Origin of the sequence: Streptomyces sp. NPDC005866 (assembly GCF_040629895.1) — a bacterium.
Lineage (GTDB): Bacteria > Actinomycetota > Actinomycetes > Streptomycetales > Streptomycetaceae > Streptomyces.
Genome location: NZ_JBEXWP010000030.1, coordinates 67123 through 91772 on the forward strand (window position 1 = coordinate 67123; position 24650 = coordinate 91772).

The window sequence follows — 24650 nt, forward strand, 5'->3', positions numbered from 1 at the left end:
CGACCCGTCCCCAATGGTGAGCTTGCCCACACGGAGCGTGATGCGAGGCTCGCCCGACCCGCGAAAGCCCTTGTAGCACCGAGGTACGCAGGACTCTTTCGGAAAACCCTAGCCCCGCGATGTGCTCAAGGTCTCTGTGAGAGCGTGCCGCGCCCCACAGCGTTTCTTTGTTGAGTCCCTACGAATGGCCCAACGAATCTTTGCCGACGCCCGGCCCCTTGTCCCCCGGTTTACCCGTTAGTAGCGTTCGCGATGTCTTGAACGTACTTCAGGTAACAGCGGCTCTCGCCGGGCCGTGATCGAAAGTGGGTGGGGTCGGTGGTGCGCAGACCGGTGGCGTGGGCCGTGGCGGTCATACTCCTCGCCGAGGCACTCGGCATCGCCGCGCTCAACTGGTTCATGGGAGTGGTCGTCGACCGTCAGGAGATGTCCCTGGCCGGCCTCGACCCCCACAACATGTCGGTGAGCGCGAAGATCGGTGCCGTGGTCTTCGGCCTCTACTTCGTCCTGTGCGCCCTGGTGGCCCTGCTGGTGGCGATACGTGACCGGTCGCCCGCCGGCCTCGGCCGCATCCTGCTGATCAGCGTCGCGGTCGTACACGGCCTGCTGGGCGCCGTGGCGTGGGGGCTGATCGGCTGGACCGCGTTCCTGTTCATGGTGGTCGTCCTCGCGCTCGTCGTGCTGCTGTTGATGACGTACGACCGTGAGGAGGGCGCCGGCGCCGGGGCGGACGCCGGCGGTCCCGGTTCGGCGGGCGGTGGGCCGGAACCGGAGCCGAGGAAGGACACACCGTCCGCCGGGCCGGTCACTCCGCCGGCGCCCACAACTCCGTGATGCCGACGCCGAGCTCCGCGAGCAGCCGGCGGACCAGGGGCAGGCTGATGCCGATCACGTTGCCGTGGTCGCCGTCGATGCCGTCGATGAACGGCGCGCTCCGGCCGTCAAGCGTGAACGCGCCCGCCACGTAGAGGGGTTCACCGGAGGCGACGTACGCGGCGACCTCCGCGTCGGTGGGCTCGCCGAACCGGACGACGGTGGACGCGGTCGCCGACACATGCCGGTTGCGCGCCGTGTCCCAGACGCAGTGCCCGGTCTGCAGGGTGCCGGCACGGCCGCGCATCGACTTCCAGCGGGCGGTGGCCTCCTCGGCGTCCGCAGGCTTGCCGAGCGCCTGGCCGTCGAGGTCCAGCACCGAGTCACACCCGATCACGATCGCGCCCCGCACGTCCGGACGGGCGGCGACGACGGAAGCCTTGGCCTCCGCCAGGGCGAGGGCCAGTTCCGCCGGGGTGGGAGCGGTGACGGCGTCCTCGTCGACGCCGCTGACGATCACCTCGGGGGCGAGACCCGCCTGGCGCAGGAGGTTCAGCCGGGCGGGGGACTGGGAGGCGAGGACGAGTCTGCGCATGGCGTCAGCGTAGTGGCTGCGGCCTATCCGACGCCCAGCACGATCATCGCCAGCAGCATGGCCAGGGCCAGGAAGATGCCGAGCCGCCGGAGGGTGTTCTGCATGTCCTGCAGGTCCTTCGGCGGCTCGTCGTCAGGGTCCGACCACAGCATGCCACCAGCGTGCGGCTCGGCCGGGGGTGGGCGCCTGAGTAGGGGTACTCAGATTTGGAGCCCCGGGTTCCACTGCCCCTAGGGCCTGTCGTTTGGATCACTCCGCAGACGCGGGCGCTGGCACGCGCATCTGCCGCGTTGTCGTCGGTCGCCGACGTCCCCCAGCCTTCGGCCGGGGGTGCCCCCACCGCGTCGCCCGCCGCGGAAGCGGCTGATTGTCCACGCCTCCTCCGCCTTGCAGCCACACGCACCGGCCCCCGCTCCCCGGCATCGAACTGCACCGCCACTGACCTGCGGCCTGATCCAAACGACAGGCCCTAGCCCGGCCAGTACGTGCGGGTCCAGGCTGTCGGGCTCGGGTCCGGGACCCGGCGCTGGGCGATGCGGGACGGGTCGGACCAGGCGGCCCTCGCCGTCCTGGGGCCGGACGGCGCGGCCGCCATGGCCGCTGCCCTCGCCCTTACCACCGCCAACGCGGCGGCCAGCTCCTCCGGGGTCGGGTTGCCCCGTACGACTTTGATCGTCACAGCGGCTCCTTACAGGGGGATGTTCCCGTGCTTCTTCGGCGGCAGCGACTCGCGCTTGGTGCGGAGCTGGCGCAGGCCCCGTACGACATGGCGGCGGGTGTCCGACGGCATGATCACGGCGTCGATGTAACCGCGTTCGGCGGCGGTGTAGGGGTTGAGGAGGTGGTCCTCGTACTCCTGGATCAGGCGGGCCCGCACGGCCTCGACGTCCTCGCCGCCGGCCGCCGCCTCGGCGATGGTCCGGCGGTGCAGGATGTTGACGGCGCCCTGGGCGCCCATGACGGCGATCTGGGCGGTCGGCCAGGCGAGGTTGAGGTCGGCACCCAGGTGCTTGGAGCCCATGACGTCGTAGGCGCCGCCGAAGGCCTTGCGGGTGATGACGGTGATCAGGGGGACCGTCGCCTCGGCGTAGGCGTAGATCAGCTTGGCGCCGCGGCGGATGATGCCGTCGTGCTCCTGGTCGACGCCGGGGAGGAAGCCCGGGACGTCGACGAAGGTGATGACGGGGACGTTGAAGGCGTCGCAGGTGCGGACGAAGCGGGCCGCCTTCTCGCTCGCCTTGATGTCGAGGCAGCCGGCGAACTGCATCGGCTGGTTGGCGACGATGCCGACCGGGTGGCCCTCGACGCGTCCGAAGCCGGTGACGATGTTCGGCGCGTACAGGGCCTGCGTCTCGAAGAACTCGCTGTCGTCGAGGATATGTTCGATCACCGTGTGGATGTCGTACGGCTGGTTCGCGCTGTCCGGGACCAGGGTGTCCAGCTCGCGGTCCTCGTCGGTGACCGCCAGCTCGGCCTCCTCAGGGAAGACCGGAGCCTCGGAGAGGTTGTTGGACGGCAGGTACGACAGCAGCTGCTTGATGTACTCGATGGCGTCCTTCTCGTCGCCCGCCATGTGATGGGCCACGCCGGAGACCGAGTTGTGGGTGCGGGCGCCGCCGAGCTCCTCGAAGCCGACGTCCTCACCGGTGACCGTCTTGATGACGTCCGGGCCGGTGATGAACATGTGGGACGTCTGGTCGACCATGACCGTGAAGTCGGTGATGGCCGGGGAGTACACGGCGCCGCCGGCGCAGGGGCCGACGACCAGACTGATCTGCGGGATGACCCCCGACGCATGGGTGTTCCGGCGGAAGATCTCGCCGTACGCGCCGAGGGAGGCCACCCCCTCCTGGATCCGCGCGCCGCCGGAGTCGTTGATGCCGATGACCGGGCAGCCGGTCTTCAGGGCGAAGTCCATCACCTTGACGATCTTCTGGCCGTAGACCTCGCCGAGGGCGCCGCCGAAGACGGTGAAGTCCTGGGAGAAGACGGCCACGGGCCGGCCGTCCACCGTGCCGTACCCGGTGACGACACCGTCGCCGTACGGCCGGTTCTTCTCCAGCCCGAAGTCGGTGGAGCGGTGCTGGGCGAACTCGTCCAACTCCACGAAGGAGCCATCGTCGAGGAGCAGCTCGATCCGCTCACGGGCCGTCAACTTGCCCTTGGCGTGCTGCTTTTCGACGGCGCGCTCCGAACCGGCGTGTGTCGCTTGCTGGACACGGCGCTGGAGATCCGCGAGCTTCCCCGCGGTCGTGTGAATGTCGATCTCTTCCGGCTCGGACATCGGGATGCGGCTCCCTGCCTGCTCAAAAGGGGGGACGGTTACTCATCCGTAGAGTAGTGGGGCACCTACCAAACGGCAGTGCGGCGTACAACACACCTAGGGTGGCTTGCATGACGCCGCGAGACGCAGCAGACGAGAACAACAATCGCTGGTCCGACCTGGACCGTCCACCGCTCGGTGCCGCGGGGCTGCGCAGGGGCCTGGTGCGGGAGGGCGGGCTGTGGACCGGCGTGGAGGTCGTGCAGCGCATCGGCTCCACGAACAGCGAGCTGGTGTCGCGGGCAAACGCGGGGAAGGCCGCGGAGGGCACCGTGCTCGTCGCCGAGGAACAGACGGCCGGGCGGGGCCGCCTGGATCGCCAGTGGACGGCGCCGGCGCGCTCGGGCCTCTTCTTCTCTGTGCTGCTGAAGCCGGCCGAGGTGCCGGTGGCCCGCTGGGGCTGGCTGCCGCTGCTGACCGGGGTGGCGGTGGCGACGGGGCTGACCCGGGCGGCCGGCGTCGACACGGCACTCAAGTGGCCGAACGACCTGCTGGTAACCGTCGGTGACGAGGAGCGCAAGGCCGGGGGCATTCTGGCGGAGCGGGCCGGCGAGGACGGTGTCGTGGTCGGCGTCGGCATCAATGTCACGCTCCGTGCGGATGAGCTCCCCGTGCCGCAGGCGGGGTCGCTGGCACTGGCGGGGGCGGTGACCACGGACCGGGATCCGTTGCTGCGGGCGGTGCTGCGGTCGCTGGAGGACTGGTACGGGCGCTGGCGCGCGGCGGAGGGCGATCCGGCGCGCAGCGGGCTCCAGGAGACGTACGCGGCCGGGTGCGCGACGTTGGGGCGGACGGTGCGGGCCGAGCTGCCCGGCGACCGGTCGCTGGTGGGGGAGGCGGTGGCCGTGGACGGGGACGGGCGGCTGGTGATCGCCACGGAGGCGGGGGTGCAGGAGCCGGTGGGGGCGGGGGACATCGTGCATCTGCGGGCGGCGTGAGGCGGGGCGGCGGTGGCGTGAGTCGTGCGGATGGGCGCAGGCTGGGGCGGGGGGCGTCGACCACCGGCGCGGCTGCCCGCAGCTACGACGTGCTCCGTAGGGGGCGCCTTGCCACCACCGCGCCCCCTCTCACCACCCCGTAACCCCTGATGCCGGCCCACCTCACGAAGTGAGCTACCGCACAGCTGCCGTAGAGTTGAGGCCGGTCGGTATGCGACCGCGGTAGATCGGAAGGGCAGTAGGCGTGACCGTCGACGACACGGGCTCCGGCGAGGGCGCGGACGCCGCCGACTCCGGCGAGGACCCGCTCGCGCTGCGCCTCGAAGGCCTGATCCTCGGTGCCGAGCGCCGCTACACCCCGTTCCAGGCGGCTCGCAGCGCCGGTGTCTCCATGGAACTGGCTTCGAGGTTCTGGCGGGCCATGGGCTTCGCGGACATCGGACAGGCGAAGGCGCTCACCGAGGCCGACGTGCTGGCCCTGCGCCGGCTCGCCGGTCTCGTCGAGGCGGGCCTGCTCAGCGAGGCCATGGCCGTGCAGGTGGCACGGTCGACCGGGCAGACCACCGCCCGTCTGGCCGAGTGGCAGATGGATTCCTTCCTGGAGGGCCTGACCGAGCCCCCCGAGCCGGGCATGACCCGCACCGAGGTCACGTACCCGATCGTCGAGCTGCTCCTGCCCGAGCTGGAGGAGTTCCTGGTCTACGTCTGGCGCCGCCAGCTCGCCGCCTCGGCCGGCCGGGTCGTGCAGTCGGCCGACGACGAGGAGATGGTCGACCGGCGGCTGGCCGTCGGCTTCGCCGACCTCGTCGGGTTCACCCGGCTGACCCGGCGGATGGAGGAGGAGGAGCTCGGCGAGCTGGTCGAGGCCTTCGAGACCACCGCCGCCGACCTGGTGGCGGCCCGCGGCGGCCGGCTCATCAAGACCCTCGGCGACGAGGTCCTGTACGCCGCCGACGACGCGGGCACGGCCGCAGACATCGCGCTGCGCCTCGTCGAGACCATGGCGAACGACGAGACGATGCCGGAGCTGCGCGTCGGCATGGCCTTCGGCACCGTGACCACCCGAATGGGCGATGTCTTCGGTACGACCGTGAACCTGGCCTCCCGGCTGACCTCCATAGCCCCCCGGGACGCCGTGCTCGTCGACTCGGCGTTCGCCGAGGAACTGATCCGCAGCGGCGAGGCGCCCGCCTCGGAGGCGGAGGCCGCCGAGGCCGCGGCCACCGCCGAGAAGGAGGGCGAAGAACCGCCGACGTACCGCTTCGCGCTCCAGCCGATGTGGCAGCGCCCGGTGCGTGGCCTCGGTGTGGTCGAGCCCTGGCTGCTCACCCGCCGCGACGGGGAGTCCTAGGGCCTGGGGCCAGCAGCGGGTCCACGCACAGTCCGACGATCGGCAGACACACACCGTGGCCCGGCTGCTGCGCACTGGGCAGGGGCGTCGGCGTCGGGGTGGGGGTCGCGGCCGGTGCGCTGGTCGCCGGCGCCGGTGAAGTGCCTGCCGGCCGTGCCGGGCCCGTCGGGATGGTGGTCGGGACCGTGACCCTGCCGGGCAGTGCGGTGGGCGAGACCGACGGCGACATGGACGGCGTGGCGGCAGCGGTGGCCGTCGGGGTGGGGCTTGCGCCGCCCATGACGGTGGCCGCCGAGGAGGCGGCCGTGGGGACCGGCCCGACGGTGGCGGCCGAGTTCGCCGACCGGTCCGTCGCGTCGGCGGTCGGGTCCAGCCGGGGCTCTGCCTCCGCCGTGCCGGACGTGCCTACGCCGCCCTCCGGGGCCATCCGTACGAGGCTCAGCACCCCGGCGGCCAGCGCGAGCCCTCCGGCGGCGAACAGCACCTTGCGCGGCCGGGGCTTGCGGTGCCGCCCCCCGCGACTGACTGACGGCGTTCCTGTCATGACGCTCCCTCCCCGCTGCGCGCCCCCGACGCGCCGTGGCGCGCACGTTATGCGCTCGTCTGGGGCGTGCGCCGGGAGTCTCCCGGGATGTCACTCGAACGAGGGGCTCGGAGCCGGTTCGTGCCCCTTTCCCCGGGCCGGGCCCGGCTGCGATGATCGTGCGGTTAACAGGCGTTAACGCGAGCGGGATGAGTCGAGCGGAGGGTGTCATGAGCGAGGAACGGTACGGGGAGTTCGTGCTGGTACGGCGGCACGGTCATGTGGTGGAACTCGTACTGGACCGGCCCAAGGCCATGAACGCGGTGTCGGCGGACATGGCCCGCTCGATCGTGGCCGCGTGCGCCGCGCTGAGCGCCGACCGGGACGCCCGGGTGGTCGTGCTGACCTCCTCGCACGAGCGGGCGTTCTGCGTCGGCGCCGACCTCAAGGAGCGCAACTCCATGACCGACGCGGAGCTGGTCCGGTCGCGGCCGCTGTCGCGCGGGGCGTACACCGGCGTACTGGAGCTGCCGATGCCGACGATCGCCGCCGTGCACGGCTACGCGCTCGGCGGGGGCTTCGAGCTGGCGCTGTCCTGCGATGTGATCGTGGCCGACGGCACGGCCGTGGTGGGCCTGCCGGAGGTGTCGGTGGGCGTGATTCCGGGAGGCGGCGGCACGCAGCTGCTGCCCCGCCGGGTCGGGGCGGCCCGCGCGGCCGAGCTGATCTTCTCGGCGCGGCGGGTGGAGGCGCCGGAGGCGCATGAGCTGGGGCTGGTCGACCAACTGGTGGAGACGGGACAGGACCGGGAGGCGGCACTGGCGCTGGCGGAACGGATGGCGGCGAACTCCCCGGTGGGGCTGCGGGCGGCGAAGCGGGCGCTGCGGCTCGGGCACGGGCTGGACCTGAGGGCGGGCTTGGAGGTGGAGGACGCGGCATGGCGGTCGGTGGCGTTCTCGGGGGACCGGGCGGAGGGTGTCGCGGCCTTCAACGAGAAGCGGAAGCCGGAGTGGCCGGGGGAGTAGGGGTGGCCGTGGGCGCGGACTGGGGGCGGGTTCCCGCAACACCTGTTCGCCGCACCCATGTCCCGATTCATGACAATCCTCCCTAACCTGGAGTAATGGGTGAGAACAACCGGCTCGCCGCTGTAGTGGCGCTGGCGCAGGGCATGGCCGCGGCCCAAACTCCACATGAGTGCTGGCACGCCGCCGCGGCCGGTGCCTGCCGTGCCCTGGACGGCAGCTTCGCCGCGCTCTCCGTCTGGGAGCGCGAGCTCGGCCGGCTGCGGGTCCTCGTGAACGTCGGGGAGCGCGCCCCGGACGAGGAGGAGTTCCCGGACGCCGAGGCCTACCCGGTGCACCAGTTCCCGGAGATCACCGAGTTCCTCCACGAACGCTGGGCGGGCGGCGGCGGCCCCAATGCGTGGGTGGAGACGGCCGAGGGCCCCGCCGCCGGCCGCCCCGGTTACTCCCACCAGCGGGTCGACGCCCTGCGTCGCAGGGGCCGCGGCTGCTGCCTGGTCGCTCCGATCCTGCTGCACGGCAGGGCCTGGGGCGAGCTGTATGTCGCCCGCGCCGCCCACGCCTCCGTCTTCGACCGCGGCGACGCCGACTTCGCCACCGTCCTGGCCTCGGTCGTCTCCGCCGGGATCGCGCAGACCGAGCGTCTTGAGGAGGCCCGCCGGCTGGCGTACACCGACGCGCTCACCGGGCTCGCCAACCGCCGTGCCGTCGACGTACGCCTGGACGAGGCGATCGACCAGCACCGCGCGGACGGCGCCGTGGTCAGTCTCGTCGTCTGCGATCTCAACGGACTCAAGCGGGTCAACGACAGCCAGGGGCACGCCGTCGGTGACCGCCTCCTCGAACGCTTCGGGTCGGTCCTGTCCCTGTGCGGGGCGATGCTCCCGGGCGCCCTGGCCGCGCGGCTCGGCGGGGACGAGTTCTGTCTGCTGGTGGTCGGCCCGTCGGCGGACGACGTGGTCAAGGCGGCCGGTGAACTCTGCCGCCGCGCCGGGGAGTTGGAGCTGGGGGAGGGAGTCGCGTGCGGGGTCGCGTCGACCGCGGACCCGATCGGGCCGGTGGGCTCCGCCCGTCGTCTCTTCCGGCTCGCCGACGCCGCGCAGTACCGTGCCAAGGCGCTCCGCGCGGACCGGCCGGTGGTGGCCGGCCGGGAGGGGCCGGACGATCCCGTCGTACGACTGGCCGACGCGCCCCCGCCGGAACGGGCCGAGCGGCGCAGCTTCCGTGGCCGCCGCGGACTGTGACGTACGAGTAAGGGGCAACCCCGTACCCCACTAGTGACAGCGGGAACATTCAATGCGTACGCTCCTGAATATGGATATGCACACTGTGGTGGTGGGGACGTCCGGCGTCACCGCGTCCGACGTCCTCGCCGTGGCACGCGGCGGGGCCTGGGTCGAACTGTCGGCGGAGGCGGTCGCGGCGCTCGCGGCGGCCCGGCGGATCGTGGACGCGCTTGCGGCCAAACCGGACCCGGTCTACGGCGTCAGTACCGGCTTCGGCGCGCTCGCGACCCGGCACATCAGCCAGGAGCTGAGGGCCCAGCTGCAGCGCAACATCGTCCGCTCGCACGCGGCCGGCATGGGGCCGCGGGTGGAGCGCGAGGTCGTAAGGGCCCTGATGTTCCTGCGGCTGAAGACCGTCTGCTCCGGACACACCGGTGTGCGTCCCGAGGTCGCCCAGACCATGGCCGACGTGCTCAACGCCGGCATCACCCCGGTCGTGCACGAGTACGGCTCCCTCGGCTGCTCCGGCGACCTGGCCCCGCTCTCCCACTGCGCACTCACGCTCATGGGAGAGGGGGACGCGGAGGGGCCGGACGGGGTCGTCCGCCCTGCCGGTGAGCTGCTCGCCGAGCACGGGATCGCCCCCGTCGAACTGCGCGAGAAGGAGGGGCTCGCGCTCCTCAACGGCACCGACGGCATGCTCGGCATGCTGGTCATGGCCCTCGCCGACCTGGACATGCTCTACAAGTCCGCCGATGTCACGGCCGCGTTGAGCCTTGAGGCGCTGCTCGGGACGGACAAGGTGCTAGCGCCCGAGCTGCACGCGATCCGCCCGCACCCCGGGCAGGGTGACAGCGCCGCCAACATGCTCGCCGTGCTCAAGGGCTCCCAGCTCACCGGGCACCACCAGGACGACGCGCCGCGGGTGCAGGACGCGTACTCCGTGCGGTGTGCTCCGCAGGTCGCCGGGGCCGGGCGGGACACCCTCGCGCACGCCCGCCTCGTCGCCGAGCGGGAGTTGGCCTCGGCCGTCGACAACCCGGTCGTGCTGCCTGGGGGCACCTCCCAGGCTTTCGGCACTGGGGGAGGGCGGGTGGAGTCCAACGGCAACTTCCACGGGGCGCCGGTCGCCTACGTCCTCGACTTCCTCGCCATCGCCGTGGCCGACCTCGGGTCCATCGCCGAGCGGCGGACCGACCGGCTGCTGGACAAGAACCGCAGCCATGGGCTCCCGCCGTTCCTGGCGGACGACGCGGGCGTCGACTCGGGCCTGATGATCGCCCAGTACACCCAGGCGGCGCTGGTCAGCGAGCTGAAGAGGCTCGCGGTTCCGGCGTCGGCCGACTCGATTCCGTCCTCCGCGATGCAGGAGGACCATGTGTCCATGGGGTGGTCGGCGGCGCGCAAGTTGCGTACGGCCGTGGCCAATCTGGCGCGGATCATCGCTGTCGAGCTGTATGCGGCGACCCGGGCGATCGAGTTGAGGGTGGGGCTGGCGCCGGCACCGGCCTCGCGGGCCGTGATCGAAGCGGCGCGCTCCGCGGGGGTGCGGGGGGCGGGGCCTGACCGGTACCTGGCCCCTGACCTGGCCGCGGCGGAGGAGTTCGTGCGGGGCGGAGCGCTTGTCGAGGCGGCGGAGAAGGTGACCGGGCCGTTGCGGTAGCCGGTCGGGCGCGGGTGCGTGGGGGCTGGTCGCGCCCACGCGGCGGTAGCCGCATATCGATACGGCCCCGCGCCCCTGGGTTTCTCCCCGCGGCCCCTCTCAAGGGGCCGCGGGGAGTTGCGTGGTGGAGGCGGAGTCCGCGGAGCCGGTCGCGTCCTGCGAACTCCCGTCGGAGCAGCCTGTGATGAGGGCGAGGGACAGTGCGCCGCCGGCGGCGAGGGTACACATCCGAGCGCCCGATGATCTCTTCATGACGGGACTGTGAGTCCCCGGTCAAGGACCGGTCACGTTATTAAAATTCCAGTCGTTCCCGGCGGACCGAATAGACCACGAACCCCGCGCCGACGGCGAGGGAGAGGGTGCCTCCGACGATGTACGGCGTGGTGTCCGGGCCTCCGGTGTCGGCGAGTTGGGTGGCGTCCACGGTCGCATCGGAGGTGGCCTCGGAGAGCGCCTTGGCCTGCTGGGTGACCTGCGTCGCCGTACTCTCCGAACTCTCCGACGTGCCGGTTCTCGCCGGGGCGTCCTGCGACGCGTTGGCGGACGGGACGAACCACAGCGCGCACAGGAGCGTGCCTGCGGCGGTGGCGGTCAGCAACGGGCGGCGAACGGATGACACGGAATATCGATCCCCTTGTGAAGCTGGCGAATTGGCCGTGCGGGGTGATGTTAGTGAAAATCGCGGGTCACGGGAAAGTCACGGGAGGTTTCGGCCGTACGCTCCGGGCATGAGCACTCCAGAGACATCACGTTTTGTGCGGCTTCGGGTGGAGCTGGTCCTCGAAGTCGAGGACGCCGACGAGGTCACCAAGGCCGCGCTGCAGCGGATCGCCGAGGACCCCGAGCTGCCCGGCGAGGAGCGGACGCACGCCGAGACCGCTGTGACGGAAGACACCGCCGAGGCCCTGGCCCATCTCGTTGATCCGTTCGACCTGGTCAGCGAGGTGCCCGGGGTAGAGCTGCAGCAGGCCTCCTGGTCGAGCGAGCACGTTTCCTATGATCCGGATTCGCCGGACTGGGACCTTGACGAGGAAGATGGCGCGGGCGACGAAGAAGAGGACGGCATCGGCTGAACGATCCGGGGAACCAGTGACCCCGGACGGCAACCGCCGTCCGGGGTTTCGTCGTCTCAGACGGCGCACGGACCGAACCCCGCCGCACCGGCCGCCCCGGCGGAAGTGGTGTGCCCCACACATCTCAGGAATGTGGAACGGGACGAAGCGGCCGTAGCGTTGAAGGTTTTGACGGGGGCTCTCGGTGTGTTCGCGGACTCGGCAGTGATGGAGAAGCGTGTGATGACGGACAGTAAGCGGCGCAAGAGCCTGATGGCCGCGTCCGCACTGCTCGGCGGTGTGCTGGTGCTCACGGCGTGTTCGGGCAGCAACAGCAAGGCGTCCGGCAGTGGTGAGAGCTCCCAGGCCCAGGCGGACGCGGCCGCGGCCAAGAAGTCGTCGAAGGCCGACATCACGATCACGCCCAAGGACGGGTCGAGCAACGCGTCCATCAACAACTCCGCCGCCGTCACCGTCAGCAAGGGCACGCTCACCAGCGTCACCATGACCACCGCCGCCGGCACCGCGGTCACCGGTGCCCTGTCCGCCGACAAGACGAGCTGGAAGCCCTCCGTCCAGCTGGAGCGGTCCACCACCTACAAGGTCGCCGCCGAGGCCAAGGACTCCGCCGGCCTGATCGCGCACGAGAACGCCTCCTTCAGCACGGTCTCCCCGACCAACAGCTTCATAGGCAGCTTCACCCCGGAGGACGGCTCGACGGTCGGCGTCGGCATGCCCGTGTCGATCAACTTCGACAAGCAGATCACCAACAAGGCCGCCGTCCAGAAGGGCATCACGGTCTCCTCCAGCAGCGGCCAGGAGGTCGCCTGCCACTGGTTCTCCACCCAGCGCATGGACTGCCGGCCCCAGGACTACTGGAAGGAGAACTCCACCGTCACGCTGAAGCTCGCGCTCGACGGTGTCGAGGGCGCCTCCGGTGTCTACGGCGTCCAGCAGAAGACGGTCACCTTCCACATCGGCCGCAACCAGGTCTCCTACGTCGACGCCAAGACCAAGCAGATGAAGGTCACCCAGGACGGCAAGACCGTCAAGACCATCCCGATATCGGCCGGCTCGCCCCAGCACACGACGTACAACGGCATCATGGTGATGTCCGAGAAGTTCAAGCAGACGCGCATGAACGGCACGACTGTCGGCTTCACCGACAACGACGGCAAGGCCGAGTACGACATCAAGGACGTGCCGCACGCCATCCGCCTCACCAACTCCGGCACGTTCCTGCACGGCAACTACTGGGGCGCCAAGTCCATCTTCGGCGCCGTGAACACCAGCCACGGCTGCGTGGGCATGTCCGACACCAAGGGCGCCAACGACACCAGCACGCCCGCCTACTGGATGTACAGCAACTCGATCGTCGGTGACGTGGTGGTCATCTCCAACACCGGCGACAAGACCGTGGCCCCCGACAACGGCCTCAACGGCTGGAACCTGAACTGGACCGCCTGGAAGGCCGGTTCGGCCGTCTGACGCACAGCCGACACACAGCTCACCGGTGCCGCCCCCAGGGCGGCACCGGCGTTTCCGGGGTCCGCCACAGCCTTCTCATGCTTCTCTTATTCCGCCCTTATCGAGCCATCACGGGGCGTCCCTAGCTTGCCGTCATGTTCTTCACCTACCTGAGGCGCGAACTGCGCCGCCGCAGAAAAGCGGCTCTTGTCGTCGCCTCCGGCCTCGCGCTGGGCATCGCACTGGTCATCGTGGTCAACTCCGTGTCCAACGGCATGGGGAAGGCACAGGACAAGGTCCTCCAGTCGTTGTACGGCCTGGGGACGGACATGACCGTCACCAAGGCCGCGTCGGCGTCCACGAGTGACTCCCAGCGTCCGCGCTTCCAGTTCGACGCGCAGAACAACGACTCGTCGAGCACTCAGAGCAGCGACCGCGTCAGGGTGCAGGGTTTCACCACCCTCGCCTCCTCCACCGTCACCAAGGTCTCGGACCAGAAGGGCGTCGCGACCGCGGTCGGCGGGCTGAACCTCAACGTGGTGAAGATCGACGGCCAGTTCACCCGGGGTCAGTTCCAGCAGAACCAGAACGGCGGCAACCAGCAGGGCGGCCAGGGCCAGGGCAACGGCGGCGGCACCGGCGCGCCGCAGGGTGAGGTCCGGGGCGGTGGCGCCAACTTCGACGTCAACTCGTACACGGTCTACGGCACCGACGTCACCCAGACCGGGATTGGCCCGCTGACCTCGTCGAAGATCACCAGCGGCCGTACCTTCAAGACGACCGAGACCGACGCCAAGGTGCTGGTGGCCGACTCGGCGTACGCCAAGGAGAAGAAGTACAAGGCCGGTTCGACCGTCACCATCAACAAGGTCAAGTTCACGATCATCGGCATCGCGACGGCCGACAGCGGCGACGCCGCGGCCAACCTCTACATGCCGCTGAAACAGGCCCAGACGCTGGCCGGCGAGAAGAACAAGGTCACCACGATCTACGTCAAGGCGACCGACTCCCAGCAGATCTCGGCCGTCAAGTCGACCATCCAGAAGAACGTCTCGGGTACCACGGTCACCACCTCCGCCGACCTCGCGGACACCGTCTCCGGCTCCCTCTCCACGGCGTCCTCCCTCGCCACCAACGTCGGCAAGTGGCTGTCCATCGCGGTGCTGGTGGCCGCGTTCCTGGTCGCCGGACTGCTGACCTCCTCGGCGGTCTCCCGCCGCGTCCGCGAGTTCGGCACGCTGAAGGCGCTGGGCTGGAAGTCCCGCCGGGTCACCGGGCAGGTCATCGGTGAGGCCATGGTCAACGGCCTGGTCGGCGGTGCGCTCGGTATCGCCCTCGGTCTGGTGGGCGCGTACGTCGTCACCGAGATCAGCCCCAGCCTGCAGGCCTCCCTCGGCAGCGGAGCCGGTGGCGGCGGCAACGCGGGCGGCGGCCCCGGCGGGGGTGGCGGCTTCGGCGGCGGCCGGCAGGCCGCGAAGACCCTGGAGGTCGCCCTGACGGCCCCGGTCAGCGTGACGACGATCGCGGTGGCCGTGGGCCTGGCGGTGGCCGGCGGCCTGATCGCGGGCGCGTTCGGCGGCTGGCGGGCGTCCAGGCTCCGCCCGGCGGACGCACTGCGGCGCGTGGAGTAGCTGACGTGGGCTGGGGCGGGGGTGTCGCTTACCGGCGCGTGCAGGGTGCCGCTGCGCCCACCCGTGCCGCCCCAAGCGGCACGACTGCCCGCAGCTACGTCAACTGACAGGCGTGCCCGCGCTGTAGCGGGCCCGCAGACACCCGGCCGCCCCACCCCCACAACCCTCCAGGAGCCACCATGTACGAACTCAGAAACGTCGCCAAGCTCTACTCCCGCGGCAAGGACACCGTCCGCGCCCTCGACGGCATCGACCTCACCATCTCCGACGGTGACCGCCTGGTCATCCAGGGCCCCACCGGCGGCGGCAAGTCCACCCTCCTCCAGATGATCGGCGGCCTGGACCGGCCGACCTCCGGTGAAGTCGTCCTGGACGGCACCGACCTGGCCAAGCTCTCCGAGACCAAGCTGACCCGGGTCCGCAGCGAGAACGTCGGCTTCGTGTTCCAGTCGTTCAACCTGATCCCCACGCTCACCGCCCAGGAGAACGTCGAGACCGCCCTCGTCCCGCTCGGCGTCAGGACCAGGGAACGCCGTGAGCGTGCCGCCGAGGCGCTGACGTCGGTCGGTCTCGGCGAGCGCCTCGGGCACCTGCCCTCCGAGATGTCCGGCGGCCAGCAGCAGCGCGTCGCCATCGCCCGGGCCCTCGTCAAGCAGCCCAAGGTGCTGCTCGCCGACGAGCCCACCGGCAACCTCGACGAGGGCATGCGCGACGAGATCATGGACGTACTGGAGCGCATGTGGAAGGAGCACGGACTGACCTTCATCATGGTCACCCACGACTCCGCGATCGCGAAGAAGGCCCCGCGGCTGGCGACCATCCGCAAAGGCAAGATCACCGTCAAGGAGAACGCCGGCGCTTAACATTGAACCCCGTCGCACAACCGCGCGGTTGTGTAACGGTGTTCGCCCCGGCGCGTAACAGTTCCCGCGCACTCTCCTTACCGGTCTCTCATCTATTGAGCCCGCTGATCACCCCCCGGCATACTCCGTATTCCGGGGGGTTGACGCATACGCGTACGGGACTGCCCCCGGCCGGGTGAATGGGGAATTCGCCCGGCACACCGTCTCCCAGGGGGAGTCTTGCGCAGACAAGTGAAAAGAGCCGCCGCGGCCACGGTGGCCACGGCAGCAGCCGTCGCCCTCGCCGCGGGCATGACCAGTCCGGCGTCGGCGAAGACGGAGCAGCGTGCCGCCTCGGCCGCCGGGTCCGCCTCTTCGATCACCGCCAGGCACCACGTCACCCTGATCACCGGTGACCGGGTCGCCCTCGACGCCAAGGGCCGGGTCGTCGGCCTGGAGCGGGCCGAAGGACGACAGCACATACCCTTCCAGATCCGCAAGGCCGACGGGCACACCTTCGTCGTCCCCGGTGACGCCGTCCAGCTGATCGCCTCCGGCAAGCTGGACCAACGGCTGTTCGACGTCACCGAGTTGAACAAGGTCACGACCCGCACGGCGCAGAAGAACGGCCTCAAGGTCATCGTCGGCTACCAGGGCGCCGCCACCGCGACCAAGGCCGACGTCCGCGACGCCGGCACCCTGCGCCACAGCCTCAAGACGCTCAACGCCGACGCCGTGCAGACCCCGGTCAAGGACACGCCGGACCTGTGGGACGCGGTCACCAACGGGGACAAGGCCGCCTCCGGCATCGCGCACGTCTGGCTCGACGGCGTCCGCAAGGCCAGCCTCGACAAGTCCGTGCCGCAGATCGGTGCCCCCAAGGCGTGGGCGGCCGGCTACAACGGCAAGGGCGTCAAGATCGCCGTCCTGGACACCGGTGTCGACGCGACCCACCCGGACCTCAAGGACCAGGTGATCGAGTCCAAGAACTTCACCACGGCCGCCGACGCCACCGACCACTTCGGCCACGGCACGCACGTCGCCTCCATCGCGGCGGGCACCGGCGCCAAGTCGCACGGCAAGTACACGGGTGTCGCGCCCGGCGCGAAGATCCTCAACGGCAAGGTCCTGGACGACAACGGCTCCGGTGACGACTCCGGCATCCTCGCCGGCATGGAGTGGGCGGCGGCGCAGGGCGCCGATGTCGTCAACCTCAGCCTGGGCGGCTACGACACCCCGGAGATCGACCCGCTCGAGGCCGAGGTCAACAAGCTGTCCAACGAGAAGGGCATGCTGTTCGCGATCGCCGCGGGCAACGGGGGCCCCGAGTCGATCGGTTCGCCGGGCAGCGCGGACGCCGCGCTCACCGTAGGCGCCGTCGACGGCAACGACAAGCTGGCCGACTTCTCCTCCACCGGCCCCAGCGCCGGGGGCGCCCTCAAGCCGGACGTCACCGCGCCCGGCGTCGACATCACCGCGGCCGCTGCCAAGGGCAGTGTCATCGACCAGGAGGTCGGCGAGAACCCGGCCGGCTACCTGACCATCTCCGGTACGTCGATGGCGACCCCGCATGTGGCGGGCGCCGCCGCGATCCTGAAGCAGGAACACCCCGACTGGGGTTACCAGGAGCTCAAGGCCGCGCTGACCGGCTCCACCAAGGGCGGCAAGTACACGCCGTTCCAGCAGGGTTCGGGCCGTATCCAGGTCGACAAGGCCATCAAGCAGACCGTGGTCGCCGACCCGGTGTCGGTGAACTTCGGTGTGCAGCAGTGGCCGCACACCGACGACACCCCGGTCACCAAGCAGCTGACCTACCGCAACCTCGGCACCAAGGACGTCACCCTCAGCCTCGCGTCGAGTGCCACCGACCCCAAGGGCGCGGCGGCCCCGGCCGGCTTCTTCAAGCTGGGCGCGACCAAGGTGACCGTCCCGGCGGGCGGCACGGCCTCCGTCGGCCTCACCGTCGACACCAAGCTGGGCGGCACCCTCGACGGCGCCTACTCGGCGTACGTCACGGCGACCGGCGACGGCCAGAGCGTCCGCACGGCGGCCGCGGTGCAGCGTGAGGTGCAGTCGTACAGCGTCACCGTCAAGCACATCGGGCGCGACGGCAACCCGACCGGTGTCTACAACACCGCCTTGATCGGCTACTCGGGCCTCGGTGACGGGCGCGCCTTCAACGTGCCGGCCGTCGACTCCGGGACCACCACGTTCCGGGTGCCGAAGGGCACGTACCTGCTCGACGCCTGGATCACGAAGGACTTCACCACCTTCGACGGCGGTCTCGACTGGCTGGTCCAGCCCCAGCTGAGCGTCACCAAGGACCTCACGGTCACCATCGACGCCCGCACCACCAAGGCGGCCGACATCACCGTGCCGGACGCGCAGGCCAAGCCGAACTCCGCGATGGTCGACTACATGTACGACCCGGCGGGCGCCGGGTTCGGGGTCGGCTTCGACACCTTCGACAAGATCCGGGTCGCGCCGCTGGGCGGCGAGGTCGCGAGCGGTCTGACCCAGTCCTGGAGCGGCCAGTTCACCAAGGGCGCCGACGAGGAGTACGACGTCGCCACCAGTGCCCAGGTCAAGAAGCTCCAGGGCGACAAGGTCCGGCACTTCAAGACCGCTGAGTTCTCCACGGTGAAGAACTCCGTCGGCGCCGCCGCCTCGGGCAAGACCGGCTCGCTCAGCCCGTGGGGCATCGTCGGCGCGGGCGTGGCCACGGGCGGCAGCGTGGAGCAGAAGCTGCCCGGCACCCGCACCTTCCACCTCTCCACCGTGGACGGCGCCTTGTGGGGCTTCGACCTCACGCAGTACAGCGGCCACGACGCCCAGGGGATGCCGATCGCCGACGCCTTCTACACGGCCGACCCGCAGCCGTACAAGGCGGGCCAGACCTACAAGAACACCTTCAACACGGCGGTCTTCGGCCCGCATCTGACCAGCGACTACGGTCTGTTCCGCGACGGCAACCAGATCTACGGTTTCGTCCCGCTGTTCTCCGACGGCGCCAAGCACCCCGGGTCCTCCGACTTCCTGTCGGTGAACACCACCCTGTACCGCAACGGCACCAAGGTGGGCTCCAACAAGGACCCGCTGTTCGGCGGCGACGCGTTCACCGTGCCGTCCGGTGACGCCGAGTACAAGCTGACCACCTCGGTCATCCGCTCGGTCAAGGTCGCGGCCGCCTCCACCCGGATCGACGCGAGCTGGACCTTCCACTCGAAGAAGCCGACCAGCGTCGCCTCGGGCCGGCTGCCGGCCTCCACCGTCCACTTCGGCGCCAATACCGGCCTGGACAGCCGCGTCGAGGCGGGCAGGACGGTCACCTTCCCGGTCACCGTCGAGGGCGCGGCCGCCGGCCGCAACCTGAAGTCCCTCTCGGTCTACGTGTCGTACGACTACGGCCGGACCTGGAAGAAGCTGACGGTGAGCCACGGCAAGATCACCGTCAAGAACCCGGCCAAGGGCAAGGCCGTCTCGTTCCACGCCAAGATCGCCGACAAGAAGGGCAACAAGTCGACGATCTCGATCTACAACGCGTACTACGCCAAGTGAGTCGTAGCCACTGAGTGGATCCACAACGAGCGGCCCGTCGGAAGCGCGGCTTCCGGCGGGCCGTTCCCATGCGCGGGTCAGGTCAGGGGGCCGGGGCGACCCGGGTCGCGTCCGTGCCCCAGCTGGCCAGCAGGCGCAGCGCCTCCACCGACGCCGAGCCCGGTTCCGCGTGATACGTGACCAGGGCCTGGTCGGCGTCGTCGGGCAGCCGGAACGACTCGAAGGTGAGCGACAGCGGGCCCACCAGCGGGTGGTGCAGCCGCTTCACCCCGTGGCTCTTCTCCTTGACGTCGTGCGTCGCCCACAGCCGGCGGAACTCCTCGCTCTTAACGGAGAGTTCGCCGACCAGCGCGGACAGCCGGGTGTCGTCGGGATAGCAGCCCGCGTCCATCCGCAGCTGACACACGATGTCGATGGCCTTCTGCTCCCAGTCGACGAAGAGATCGCGGTAGTCGGGCCGCATGAACACCAGCCGCGCCCAGTTGCGGTCCATGACCGGCAGTTCCCCCCAGTCACCGAAGACCGCCGCCGCCATCCTGTTCCATGCCAGGATGTCCGAGCGCCGCCCGTAGACGTACGCCGGTACGCCCTCCATGCTGTCCAGCAGCTGGCCCAGCGCCGGGCGCACCTGCTGTGGCCGCGCCGACGCCTTTTTCTTGTGCTGCTTGCCCTTGGCGAGATGCATGAGATGCGCGTGCTCGGCGTCGGTGAGCCGGAGTGCGCGGGCGATCGCGTCCAGCACCTCCGCCGACACGTTCCGCCCGTTGCCCTGCTCAAGGCGCGTGTAGTACGCGACCGACACCCCGGCCAGCTGGGCCAGCTCCTCGCGCCGCAGCCCCGGCACCCTGCGGTGCCGCCCGAAGTCCGGCAGCCCCACGTCGGAGGGGAGCAGCCGGGCTCGCCGGGTACGCAGGAACTCGCTGAGCTCGGCACGCCGATCCAGGGACGGGGAGGATGGCGGGGACTGGTCTTCCATACCTCCAGTATTCACGGTCGTACGCACAGGAACCTGACCCCGCCAGTGGTAGGCACGCCAGACATACGTGGAGGCGGGGGCTGGGTGGCGGACGTGGCGCGGGGGAGGCTGGGACCGTGCCCGGACGAAGGCAACCGGGCACGAAGACACCCCTAGGAGAACCCCCCTTATGACCACTGTTGCTGCTTACGCCGCGCCCGCCGCGAAGGCCCCGCTGGAGCGGACCACGATCGAGCGGCGCGCGGTCGGTGAATTCGACGTCCTCATCGACATCGAGTTCGCCGGTATCTGTCACTCCGACATCCACCAGGTCCGCGAGGGCTGGGGTACGGCGATCTTCCCGATGGTGCCCGGTCACGAGATCGCGGGCGTCGTCTCCGAGGCCGGCCCCGGCGTCACCAAGTACGCGGTGGGGGACCGGGTGGGCGTCGGCTGCATGGTCGACTCCTGCCGCGAGTGCGACAACTGCAGGGCCGGTCTCCAGCAGTACTGCACCGGCAGCGGCCCCATCTGGACGTACAACGCCGTGGGCAAGGACGGGCAGCCCACCTACGGTGGCTACTCGCAGAAGATCGTCGTCGACGAGAACTACGTCGTCCGCATCCCCGACGGCCTTTCCCTCGACGTCGCCGCGCCTCTGCTGTGCGCCGGCATCACCACGTACTCCCCGCTGAAGCACTGGAACGCCGGTCCCGGCAAGAAGGTCGCGGTCGTCGGCCTCGGCGGCCTGGGCCACGTGGCCGTCAAGATCGCGGCGGCGCTCGGCGCCGAGGTCACCGTCCTGTCCCAGTCGCTCCGCAAGAAGGACGACGGTCTGAAGCTGGGCGCCACGGACTACCGCGCCACCGGCGACCCTAAGACCTTCGAGGAGCTCAAGGGCACGTTCGACATCATCCTCAACACGGTGTCGGCGCCGCTCGACTTCGACGCGTACCTGTCGCTGCTGCGCACCGACGGGGCGATGGTGAACGTCGGCCTCCCGGAGGAGCCGGCCCCGCTGCTGCTCTCCTCCGTCTTCGGCAACCGCCGCGTCCTGACCAGCTCCAACATCGGCGGTATCCCGGAGACCCAGGAGATGCTCGACTTCTGCGCCGAGCACCACCTGGGCGCCGAGATCGAGCTCATCCGCGCCGACCAGGTCAACGAGGCGTACGAGCGGGTCGTCAACAGCGACGTCCGCTACCGCTTCGTGATCGACACGGCGACGATCTGAGTCACCTCCGGGTCACTTCCGTCTGCCGAGGAGATGGAGCAGACAGGGACCGCCGACCAGGGAGGTGAGCGCACCCACCGGTACCTCCGGCGGAGGCACCAGGGTGCGGGCCACCAGGTCGGCGGTCACCAGCACCAGCCCGCCCGTCGACGCCGAGCAGACCAGTGGTAGGTGAGGACGGTCCCGTCGGCGTGCGACGGGACCGGCATCGTCGTCGGCGGCGGAGGAACCGCAACCGGCCAGCAGACCGCCGACGACGGACACGGCGGATACGGACAGGACGGCCCTCATTCTCGACGCATGCACGACCTGCTCCCGGTCGACGGCTAAGGTAAGGCTTACCTAAATCAATGTCGGGAGTACGTTGGACGGAAGGAGGTCCCACGATGACCGTGCACCTGAACCACACCATCGTCGCCGCACACGACAAGCACGCCTCGGCCAGGTTCCTCGCCGACGTCCTCGGACTGGAAGTCAGCCCGGAATACGGCCCGTTCGTCCCGGTCGCCCTACCGAACGGCGTGACCCTCGACTACATGGAGACCCCCGGGAACATACCGCCGCAGCACTACGCCTTCCTGGTCTCCGAGGACGACTTCGACGAGATCTTCTCCCGCGTCCGGGAGACCGGCCTCTCCTTCTGGGCCGACCCGTCGCACAGCCGCCCCGGCGAGATCAACACCAACGACGGCGGCCGCGGGACCTACTTCGACGACCCCAACGGCCACCGCCTGGAAATCCTCACCCGGCCCTATGGCAGCGGCGGCTGATCCAGCGGCACGGACGTACCGGCCGGGTACGACCGCACCCGCCCTGTCACCGGACGGCCGTACGACGTGCACGCGCCCACGCCCTCCGACCAGGCCCCGCTCGTCCGTCACCGTCAGCACGGTGTTCTCGTCGATCGCGACGCCGTACGGCACGGAACCGTGCGACACCGCCGCGACCAGCCGGGCCAGCGTGCCCCACTGGGCGGCATGCACATCCCCCGCGAACGGCACGAGGCCGAGGCCCCGCCGGACCTCGACATCGTCGAGGTCCTCGGCGGTGTCCGGCGGACAGACCGGAACGCCGTCCACCAGCCAGCCGCCCACCACGGCCCGCCGAGCGGCGAGAACCGCACCCGCGGAGAACCCGCACAGTACGGCAGCTCGTCGTAGGAGCCATGAATGTCGGCCATACGCGCCATTCAGCCGTCCCCACCGGGCCGGGGCAACCCAATTTCCCGGGCCGGCTCGCGCGGGCCGGCGGACGGTGACCGCCAGGCCGGTCGGGCGGGTTCGGAGTCGCGGAATCGCCCGGAGCGCTCACGCGTTGAGGCGAGTGGGCACGGGACGCCGGTGATGTGCGAGCCGAATAGCCCGAGTGACCGAGCTGACAGAAATTGGAGGGTCCGTGATGGCTGCGCAGACACAGAGGGCCGTGCTGGCGGGCGGCTGCTTCTGGGGTATGCAGGACCTGATCCGCCGGCTCCCGGGCGTGACGGCGACCCGGGTCGGATACACCGGCGGTGACGTGCCGAACGCGACGTACCGCAACCACGGAACGCACGCGGAGGCCATCGAGATCCTCTTCGACCCCGAGAAGACCGACTACCGCGCGATCCTGGAGCTCTTCTTCCAGATCCACGACCCGAGCACCAGGAACCGCCAGGGCAACGACATCGGCCTCAGCTACCGCTCGGCGATCTACTACGTGGACGACGAGCAGAAGCGGATCGCCGAGGACACGATCGCGGACGTGGACGCCTCCGGGCTGTGGCCGGGCAAGGTCGTCACCGAGGTGGAGCCGGTCGGCCCCTTCTGGGAGGCCGAGCCCGAGCACCAGGACTACCTGGAGCGCTACCCGGACGGCTACACCTGCCACTTCCCGCGCCCGGGATGGCGGCTGCCGGCCCGCACGGAGCGCTGACCGCGAGGCGGCCCGGCACAGGGCGGAGGCTGCCCGGCCGACGCCCACGGCCGGGCCGCGCTCGCGCTCGGGGGTGCCCGCCGTACGCGCCGGTCAGGCCATGTCCGGGCACTCCACATGGCATCGACGGTCCGGCGGCCGTCGCGCTGCGGTTGCCGCCGCTGCGCCCACCTCGTTAGCTGGAACGAAGGGCGAGGCCCATCGGGCGACGAGGCTCATGGAGCGGCGAGGAGCGGCGATGATCACGCAAGAGCAGGTCGAGCGAATCCTGCGGCTGAGAGGCGACGGACTCCCGTTGGTGTCGCTGTACGTCCCGGTGAACCCCGGCAGGCCCGACCGCCGCCAATTCGACAGCCGCGTATCGAGCCTGCTGGACCGCATCCGGCCGCTCGCGGAGGACGGTTCGGCCGAGCACGCCGTGCGGCTCTCGCTCCGCGAGGACATCGCGAGGATCGACAAGACACTGAGTGAGGAGCCACTCCGGCCTGGGACCGTCGCGGTCTTCTCCTGCGCGGGCCACGACATCTACGAACAGGTGTGGCTGCCCCGCAGGACGCACGAGAGCATCGTGGTGGACGCCGATCCCTATGTCCGGCCCCTCCTGGGTGTGCTCGACGAGTACTACCGCACCTGCGCCGTCGTCGTGGACAGGAGCGTGGGCCAGGTCTGGGAGTACTACCTCGACGAGGTCCGCGAGCTCGAGGTGATCCGTGACCGTGCGCTGCGCAAACACGCCTACGCCGACGAGTACGCCGAGTACCGCCTGCGCAACAAGGCGGACGAGCTGAGCAAGAAGCACTACCGGCGGCTGGTCGGCGAGCTCAAGCAACTGTTCGCGAGCGGGGGCTACGACCTGCTCGCCGTCGGCGGTCAGGCGCACGAGGTGTCGGTCTTCGTCGACTTCCTGCCGCGTGAGCTGACAGACCGCCTCGTCGGGACCTTCACCCTCGACCGGGACACCGCGACGCCCGAAGACATCCGGCAGAAGGTCCGGGAGCTCGTCGCCGGCCACGCCGAGGAGGAGCAGCGGCGGCTGGTCGGCGAGATCCTCGAGGCCAAGGCCGCCGGCAGACCTGCCGCCGTCGGGCTCGACGAGACGCTGTGGGCGGCGTCCCTGGCCGCGACCCGGACGCTGGCGGTGGACGAGCAGGCCGTCGTACCGGGTTTCGTCTGCGACCGGGACGGGCTGCTGGTGCGCTCGGGGAAGGCCTGCCCGCTCTGCGGGGAGCCGCTGCGCGAGGTGCCCGACGTGATCGATGAACTGGCCCAGACCGTCATCGACGACGGGGGCGAGGTGCGGCACGTGGACACGGAGACGGAACTGCGCACGCACCAGGCAGGGGCCCTGCTGCGGTTCGAACTCCCCCCGCAGCCGACCGCCGCCCAGTAACGGGGCCGACCCTCTTGACTATGCCGCAAACCAGAGCAATCGTTGCAAATAGGACCGGTCAACCGCGACAGGGTTCCTCCGCGGAACACCTGTCGGGCACCGGCCAGGTCCCCGGCGATTTCTGTGAGATGCGAAAGTGTTGATCGGGACTTTCCG

The 24650-nt window shown here is 70.3% G+C and carries 24 protein-coding genes; 16 read left to right on the forward strand and 8 right to left on the reverse strand.

The window, feature by feature from the left end; genetic code table 11:
- Nucleotides 1–318 precede the first annotated feature (318 nt).
- Complete coding sequence (locus ABZ396_RS34135; RefSeq protein WP_358915665.1) at nt 319–834, forward strand: hypothetical protein; 516 nt, start codon at nt 319–321, stop codon at nt 832–834.
- On the opposite strand, the gene ABZ396_RS34140 is transcribed toward ABZ396_RS34135, so the two are convergent.
- The 4 genes from ABZ396_RS34140 to ABZ396_RS34155 form a co-directional block, all read right to left on the reverse strand.
- Nucleotides 806–1408, reverse strand: coding sequence for a nucleoside triphosphate pyrophosphatase (locus ABZ396_RS34140; RefSeq protein ID WP_358915663.1), 603 nt, complete (start codon nt 1406–1408; stop codon nt 806–808). The two genes, ABZ396_RS34135 and ABZ396_RS34140, sit on opposite strands and share 29 nt — an antisense overlap.
- A gap of 23 nt (nt 1409–1431) precedes the next feature.
- Nucleotides 1432–1560, reverse strand: coding sequence for a hypothetical protein (locus tag ABZ396_RS34145; protein ID WP_358915661.1), 129 nt, complete (start codon nt 1558–1560; stop codon nt 1432–1434).
- Between the two features lie 317 nt (nt 1561–1877).
- A complete protein-coding gene (locus ABZ396_RS34150) occupies nt 1878–2087 on the reverse strand; it encodes an acyl-CoA carboxylase epsilon subunit (protein WP_358915659.1) in 210 nt (69 codons plus the stop codon).
- Between the two features lie 9 nt (nt 2088–2096).
- Nucleotides 2097–3692 (reverse strand): acyl-CoA carboxylase subunit beta, encoded by a 1596-nt coding sequence (locus tag ABZ396_RS34155; protein WP_358915658.1) that lies wholly within the window; start codon nt 3690–3692, stop codon nt 2097–2099.
- Between the two features lie 110 nt (nt 3693–3802).
- On the opposite strand from ABZ396_RS34155, the gene ABZ396_RS34160 reads away from it, so the two are divergent.
- Together ABZ396_RS34160 and ABZ396_RS34165 are read left to right on the forward strand one after the other, a co-directional pair.
- Nucleotides 3803–4669, forward strand: coding sequence for a biotin--[acetyl-CoA-carboxylase] ligase (locus ABZ396_RS34160; RefSeq protein ID WP_358915656.1), 867 nt, complete (start codon nt 3803–3805; stop codon nt 4667–4669).
- A gap of 244 nt (nt 4670–4913) precedes the next feature.
- On the forward strand, nt 4914–6020 hold the full coding sequence (locus ABZ396_RS34165) for an adenylate/guanylate cyclase domain-containing protein (protein WP_358915654.1): 1107 nt from the start codon (nt 4914–4916) through the stop codon (nt 6018–6020).
- Here the strand turns inward: ABZ396_RS34165 and ABZ396_RS34170 are convergent.
- Nucleotides 5995–6564, reverse strand: a complete 570-nt coding sequence (locus ABZ396_RS34170) for a hypothetical protein (protein ID WP_358915652.1) — start codon at nt 6562–6564, stop codon at nt 5995–5997. The genes ABZ396_RS34165 and ABZ396_RS34170 overlap by 26 nt on opposite strands.
- Before the next feature lie 209 nt (nt 6565–6773).
- Here ABZ396_RS34170 and ABZ396_RS34175 point away from each other — a divergent pair, with 209 nt between their 5' ends.
- From ABZ396_RS34175 to hutH, 3 genes are all read left to right on the forward strand, one after another.
- On the forward strand, nt 6774–7568 hold the full coding sequence (locus ABZ396_RS34175) for an enoyl-CoA hydratase-related protein (protein WP_358915650.1): 795 nt from the start codon (nt 6774–6776) through the stop codon (nt 7566–7568).
- A 95-nt stretch (nt 7569–7663) separates the two neighbouring features.
- On the forward strand, nt 7664–8809 hold the full coding sequence (locus tag ABZ396_RS34180) for a sensor domain-containing diguanylate cyclase (protein WP_358915648.1): 1146 nt from the start codon (nt 7664–7666) through the stop codon (nt 8807–8809).
- Between the two features lie 76 nt (nt 8810–8885).
- Complete coding sequence (gene hutH, locus ABZ396_RS34185) at nt 8886–10454, forward strand: histidine ammonia-lyase (RefSeq protein ID WP_358915910.1); 1569 nt, start codon at nt 8886–8888, stop codon at nt 10452–10454.
- A gap of 292 nt (nt 10455–10746) precedes the next feature.
- Here the strand turns inward: hutH and ABZ396_RS34190 are convergent, their stop codons facing one another.
- Nucleotides 10747–11073, reverse strand: a complete 327-nt coding sequence (locus ABZ396_RS34190; protein ID WP_358915647.1) for an LAETG motif-containing sortase-dependent surface protein — start codon at nt 11071–11073, stop codon at nt 10747–10749.
- Between the two features lie 109 nt (nt 11074–11182).
- Here ABZ396_RS34190 and ABZ396_RS34195 point away from each other — a divergent pair, with 109 nt between their 5' ends.
- The 5 genes from ABZ396_RS34195 (at nt 11183) to ABZ396_RS34215 (ending at nt 19004) form a co-directional block, all read left to right on the forward strand.
- Nucleotides 11183–11527, forward strand: coding sequence for a hypothetical protein (locus tag ABZ396_RS34195; protein ID WP_358915645.1), 345 nt, complete (start codon nt 11183–11185; stop codon nt 11525–11527).
- A gap of 222 nt (nt 11528–11749) precedes the next feature.
- Complete coding sequence (locus ABZ396_RS34200; protein WP_358915643.1) at nt 11750–12994, forward strand: Ig-like domain-containing protein; 1245 nt, start codon at nt 11750–11752, stop codon at nt 12992–12994.
- A 134-nt stretch (nt 12995–13128) separates the two neighbouring features.
- On the forward strand, nt 13129–14604 hold the full coding sequence (locus ABZ396_RS34205; RefSeq protein ID WP_358915642.1) for an ABC transporter permease: 1476 nt from the start codon (nt 13129–13131) through the stop codon (nt 14602–14604).
- A 179-nt stretch (nt 14605–14783) separates the two neighbouring features.
- Entirely contained in the window at nt 14784–15467 is a 684-nt protein-coding gene (locus ABZ396_RS34210) for an ABC transporter ATP-binding protein (RefSeq protein WP_358915640.1), read from the forward strand.
- 231 nt (nt 15468–15698) lie between these two features.
- Nucleotides 15699–19004 carry a S8 family serine peptidase gene (locus ABZ396_RS34215; RefSeq protein ID WP_358915638.1) on the forward strand — a complete coding sequence of 1102 codons (3306 nt, stop codon included), beginning with the start codon at nt 15699–15701 and terminating at the stop codon, nt 19002–19004.
- An 82-nt stretch (nt 19005–19086) separates the two neighbouring features.
- Here the strand turns inward: ABZ396_RS34215 and ABZ396_RS34220 are convergent, their stop codons facing one another.
- A complete protein-coding gene (locus tag ABZ396_RS34220) occupies nt 19087–19980 on the reverse strand; it encodes a helix-turn-helix transcriptional regulator (protein ID WP_358915636.1) in 894 nt (297 codons plus the stop codon).
- Between the two features lie 169 nt (nt 19981–20149).
- Here ABZ396_RS34220 and ABZ396_RS34225 point away from each other — a divergent pair, with 169 nt between their 5' ends.
- Entirely contained in the window at nt 20150–21193 is a 1044-nt protein-coding gene (locus ABZ396_RS34225; protein ID WP_358915634.1) for an NAD(P)-dependent alcohol dehydrogenase, read from the forward strand.
- A 12-nt stretch (nt 21194–21205) separates the two neighbouring features.
- On the opposite strand, the gene ABZ396_RS34230 is transcribed toward ABZ396_RS34225, so the two are convergent.
- Nucleotides 21206–21499 carry an iron chelate uptake ABC transporter family permease subunit gene (locus ABZ396_RS34230; RefSeq protein ID WP_358915632.1) on the reverse strand — a complete coding sequence of 98 codons (294 nt, stop codon included), beginning with the start codon at nt 21497–21499 and terminating at the stop codon, nt 21206–21208.
- Nucleotides 21500–21579: 80 nt separating this feature from the next.
- Here ABZ396_RS34230 and ABZ396_RS34235 point away from each other — a divergent pair, with 80 nt between their 5' ends.
- The 4 genes from ABZ396_RS34235 (at nt 21580) to ABZ396_RS34250 (ending at nt 24494) form a co-directional block, all read left to right on the forward strand.
- Nucleotides 21580–21963: a VOC family protein gene (locus ABZ396_RS34235; RefSeq protein WP_358915630.1), complete on the forward strand. Its 384-nt coding sequence runs from the start codon at nt 21580–21582 to the stop codon at nt 21961–21963.
- A gap of 66 nt (nt 21964–22029) precedes the next feature.
- Nucleotides 22030–22353 carry a hypothetical protein gene (locus tag ABZ396_RS34240; protein WP_358915629.1) on the forward strand — a complete coding sequence of 108 codons (324 nt, stop codon included), beginning with the start codon at nt 22030–22032 and terminating at the stop codon, nt 22351–22353.
- Nucleotides 22354–22591: 238 nt separating this feature from the next.
- Nucleotides 22592–23104, forward strand: a complete 513-nt coding sequence (msrA, locus tag ABZ396_RS34245; RefSeq protein WP_358915627.1) for a peptide-methionine (S)-S-oxide reductase MsrA — start codon at nt 22592–22594, stop codon at nt 23102–23104.
- A gap of 238 nt (nt 23105–23342) precedes the next feature.
- A complete protein-coding gene (locus ABZ396_RS34250) occupies nt 23343–24494 on the forward strand; it encodes a hypothetical protein (RefSeq protein WP_358915626.1) in 1152 nt (383 codons plus the stop codon).
- Nucleotides 24495–24650: the final 156 nt, after the last annotated feature.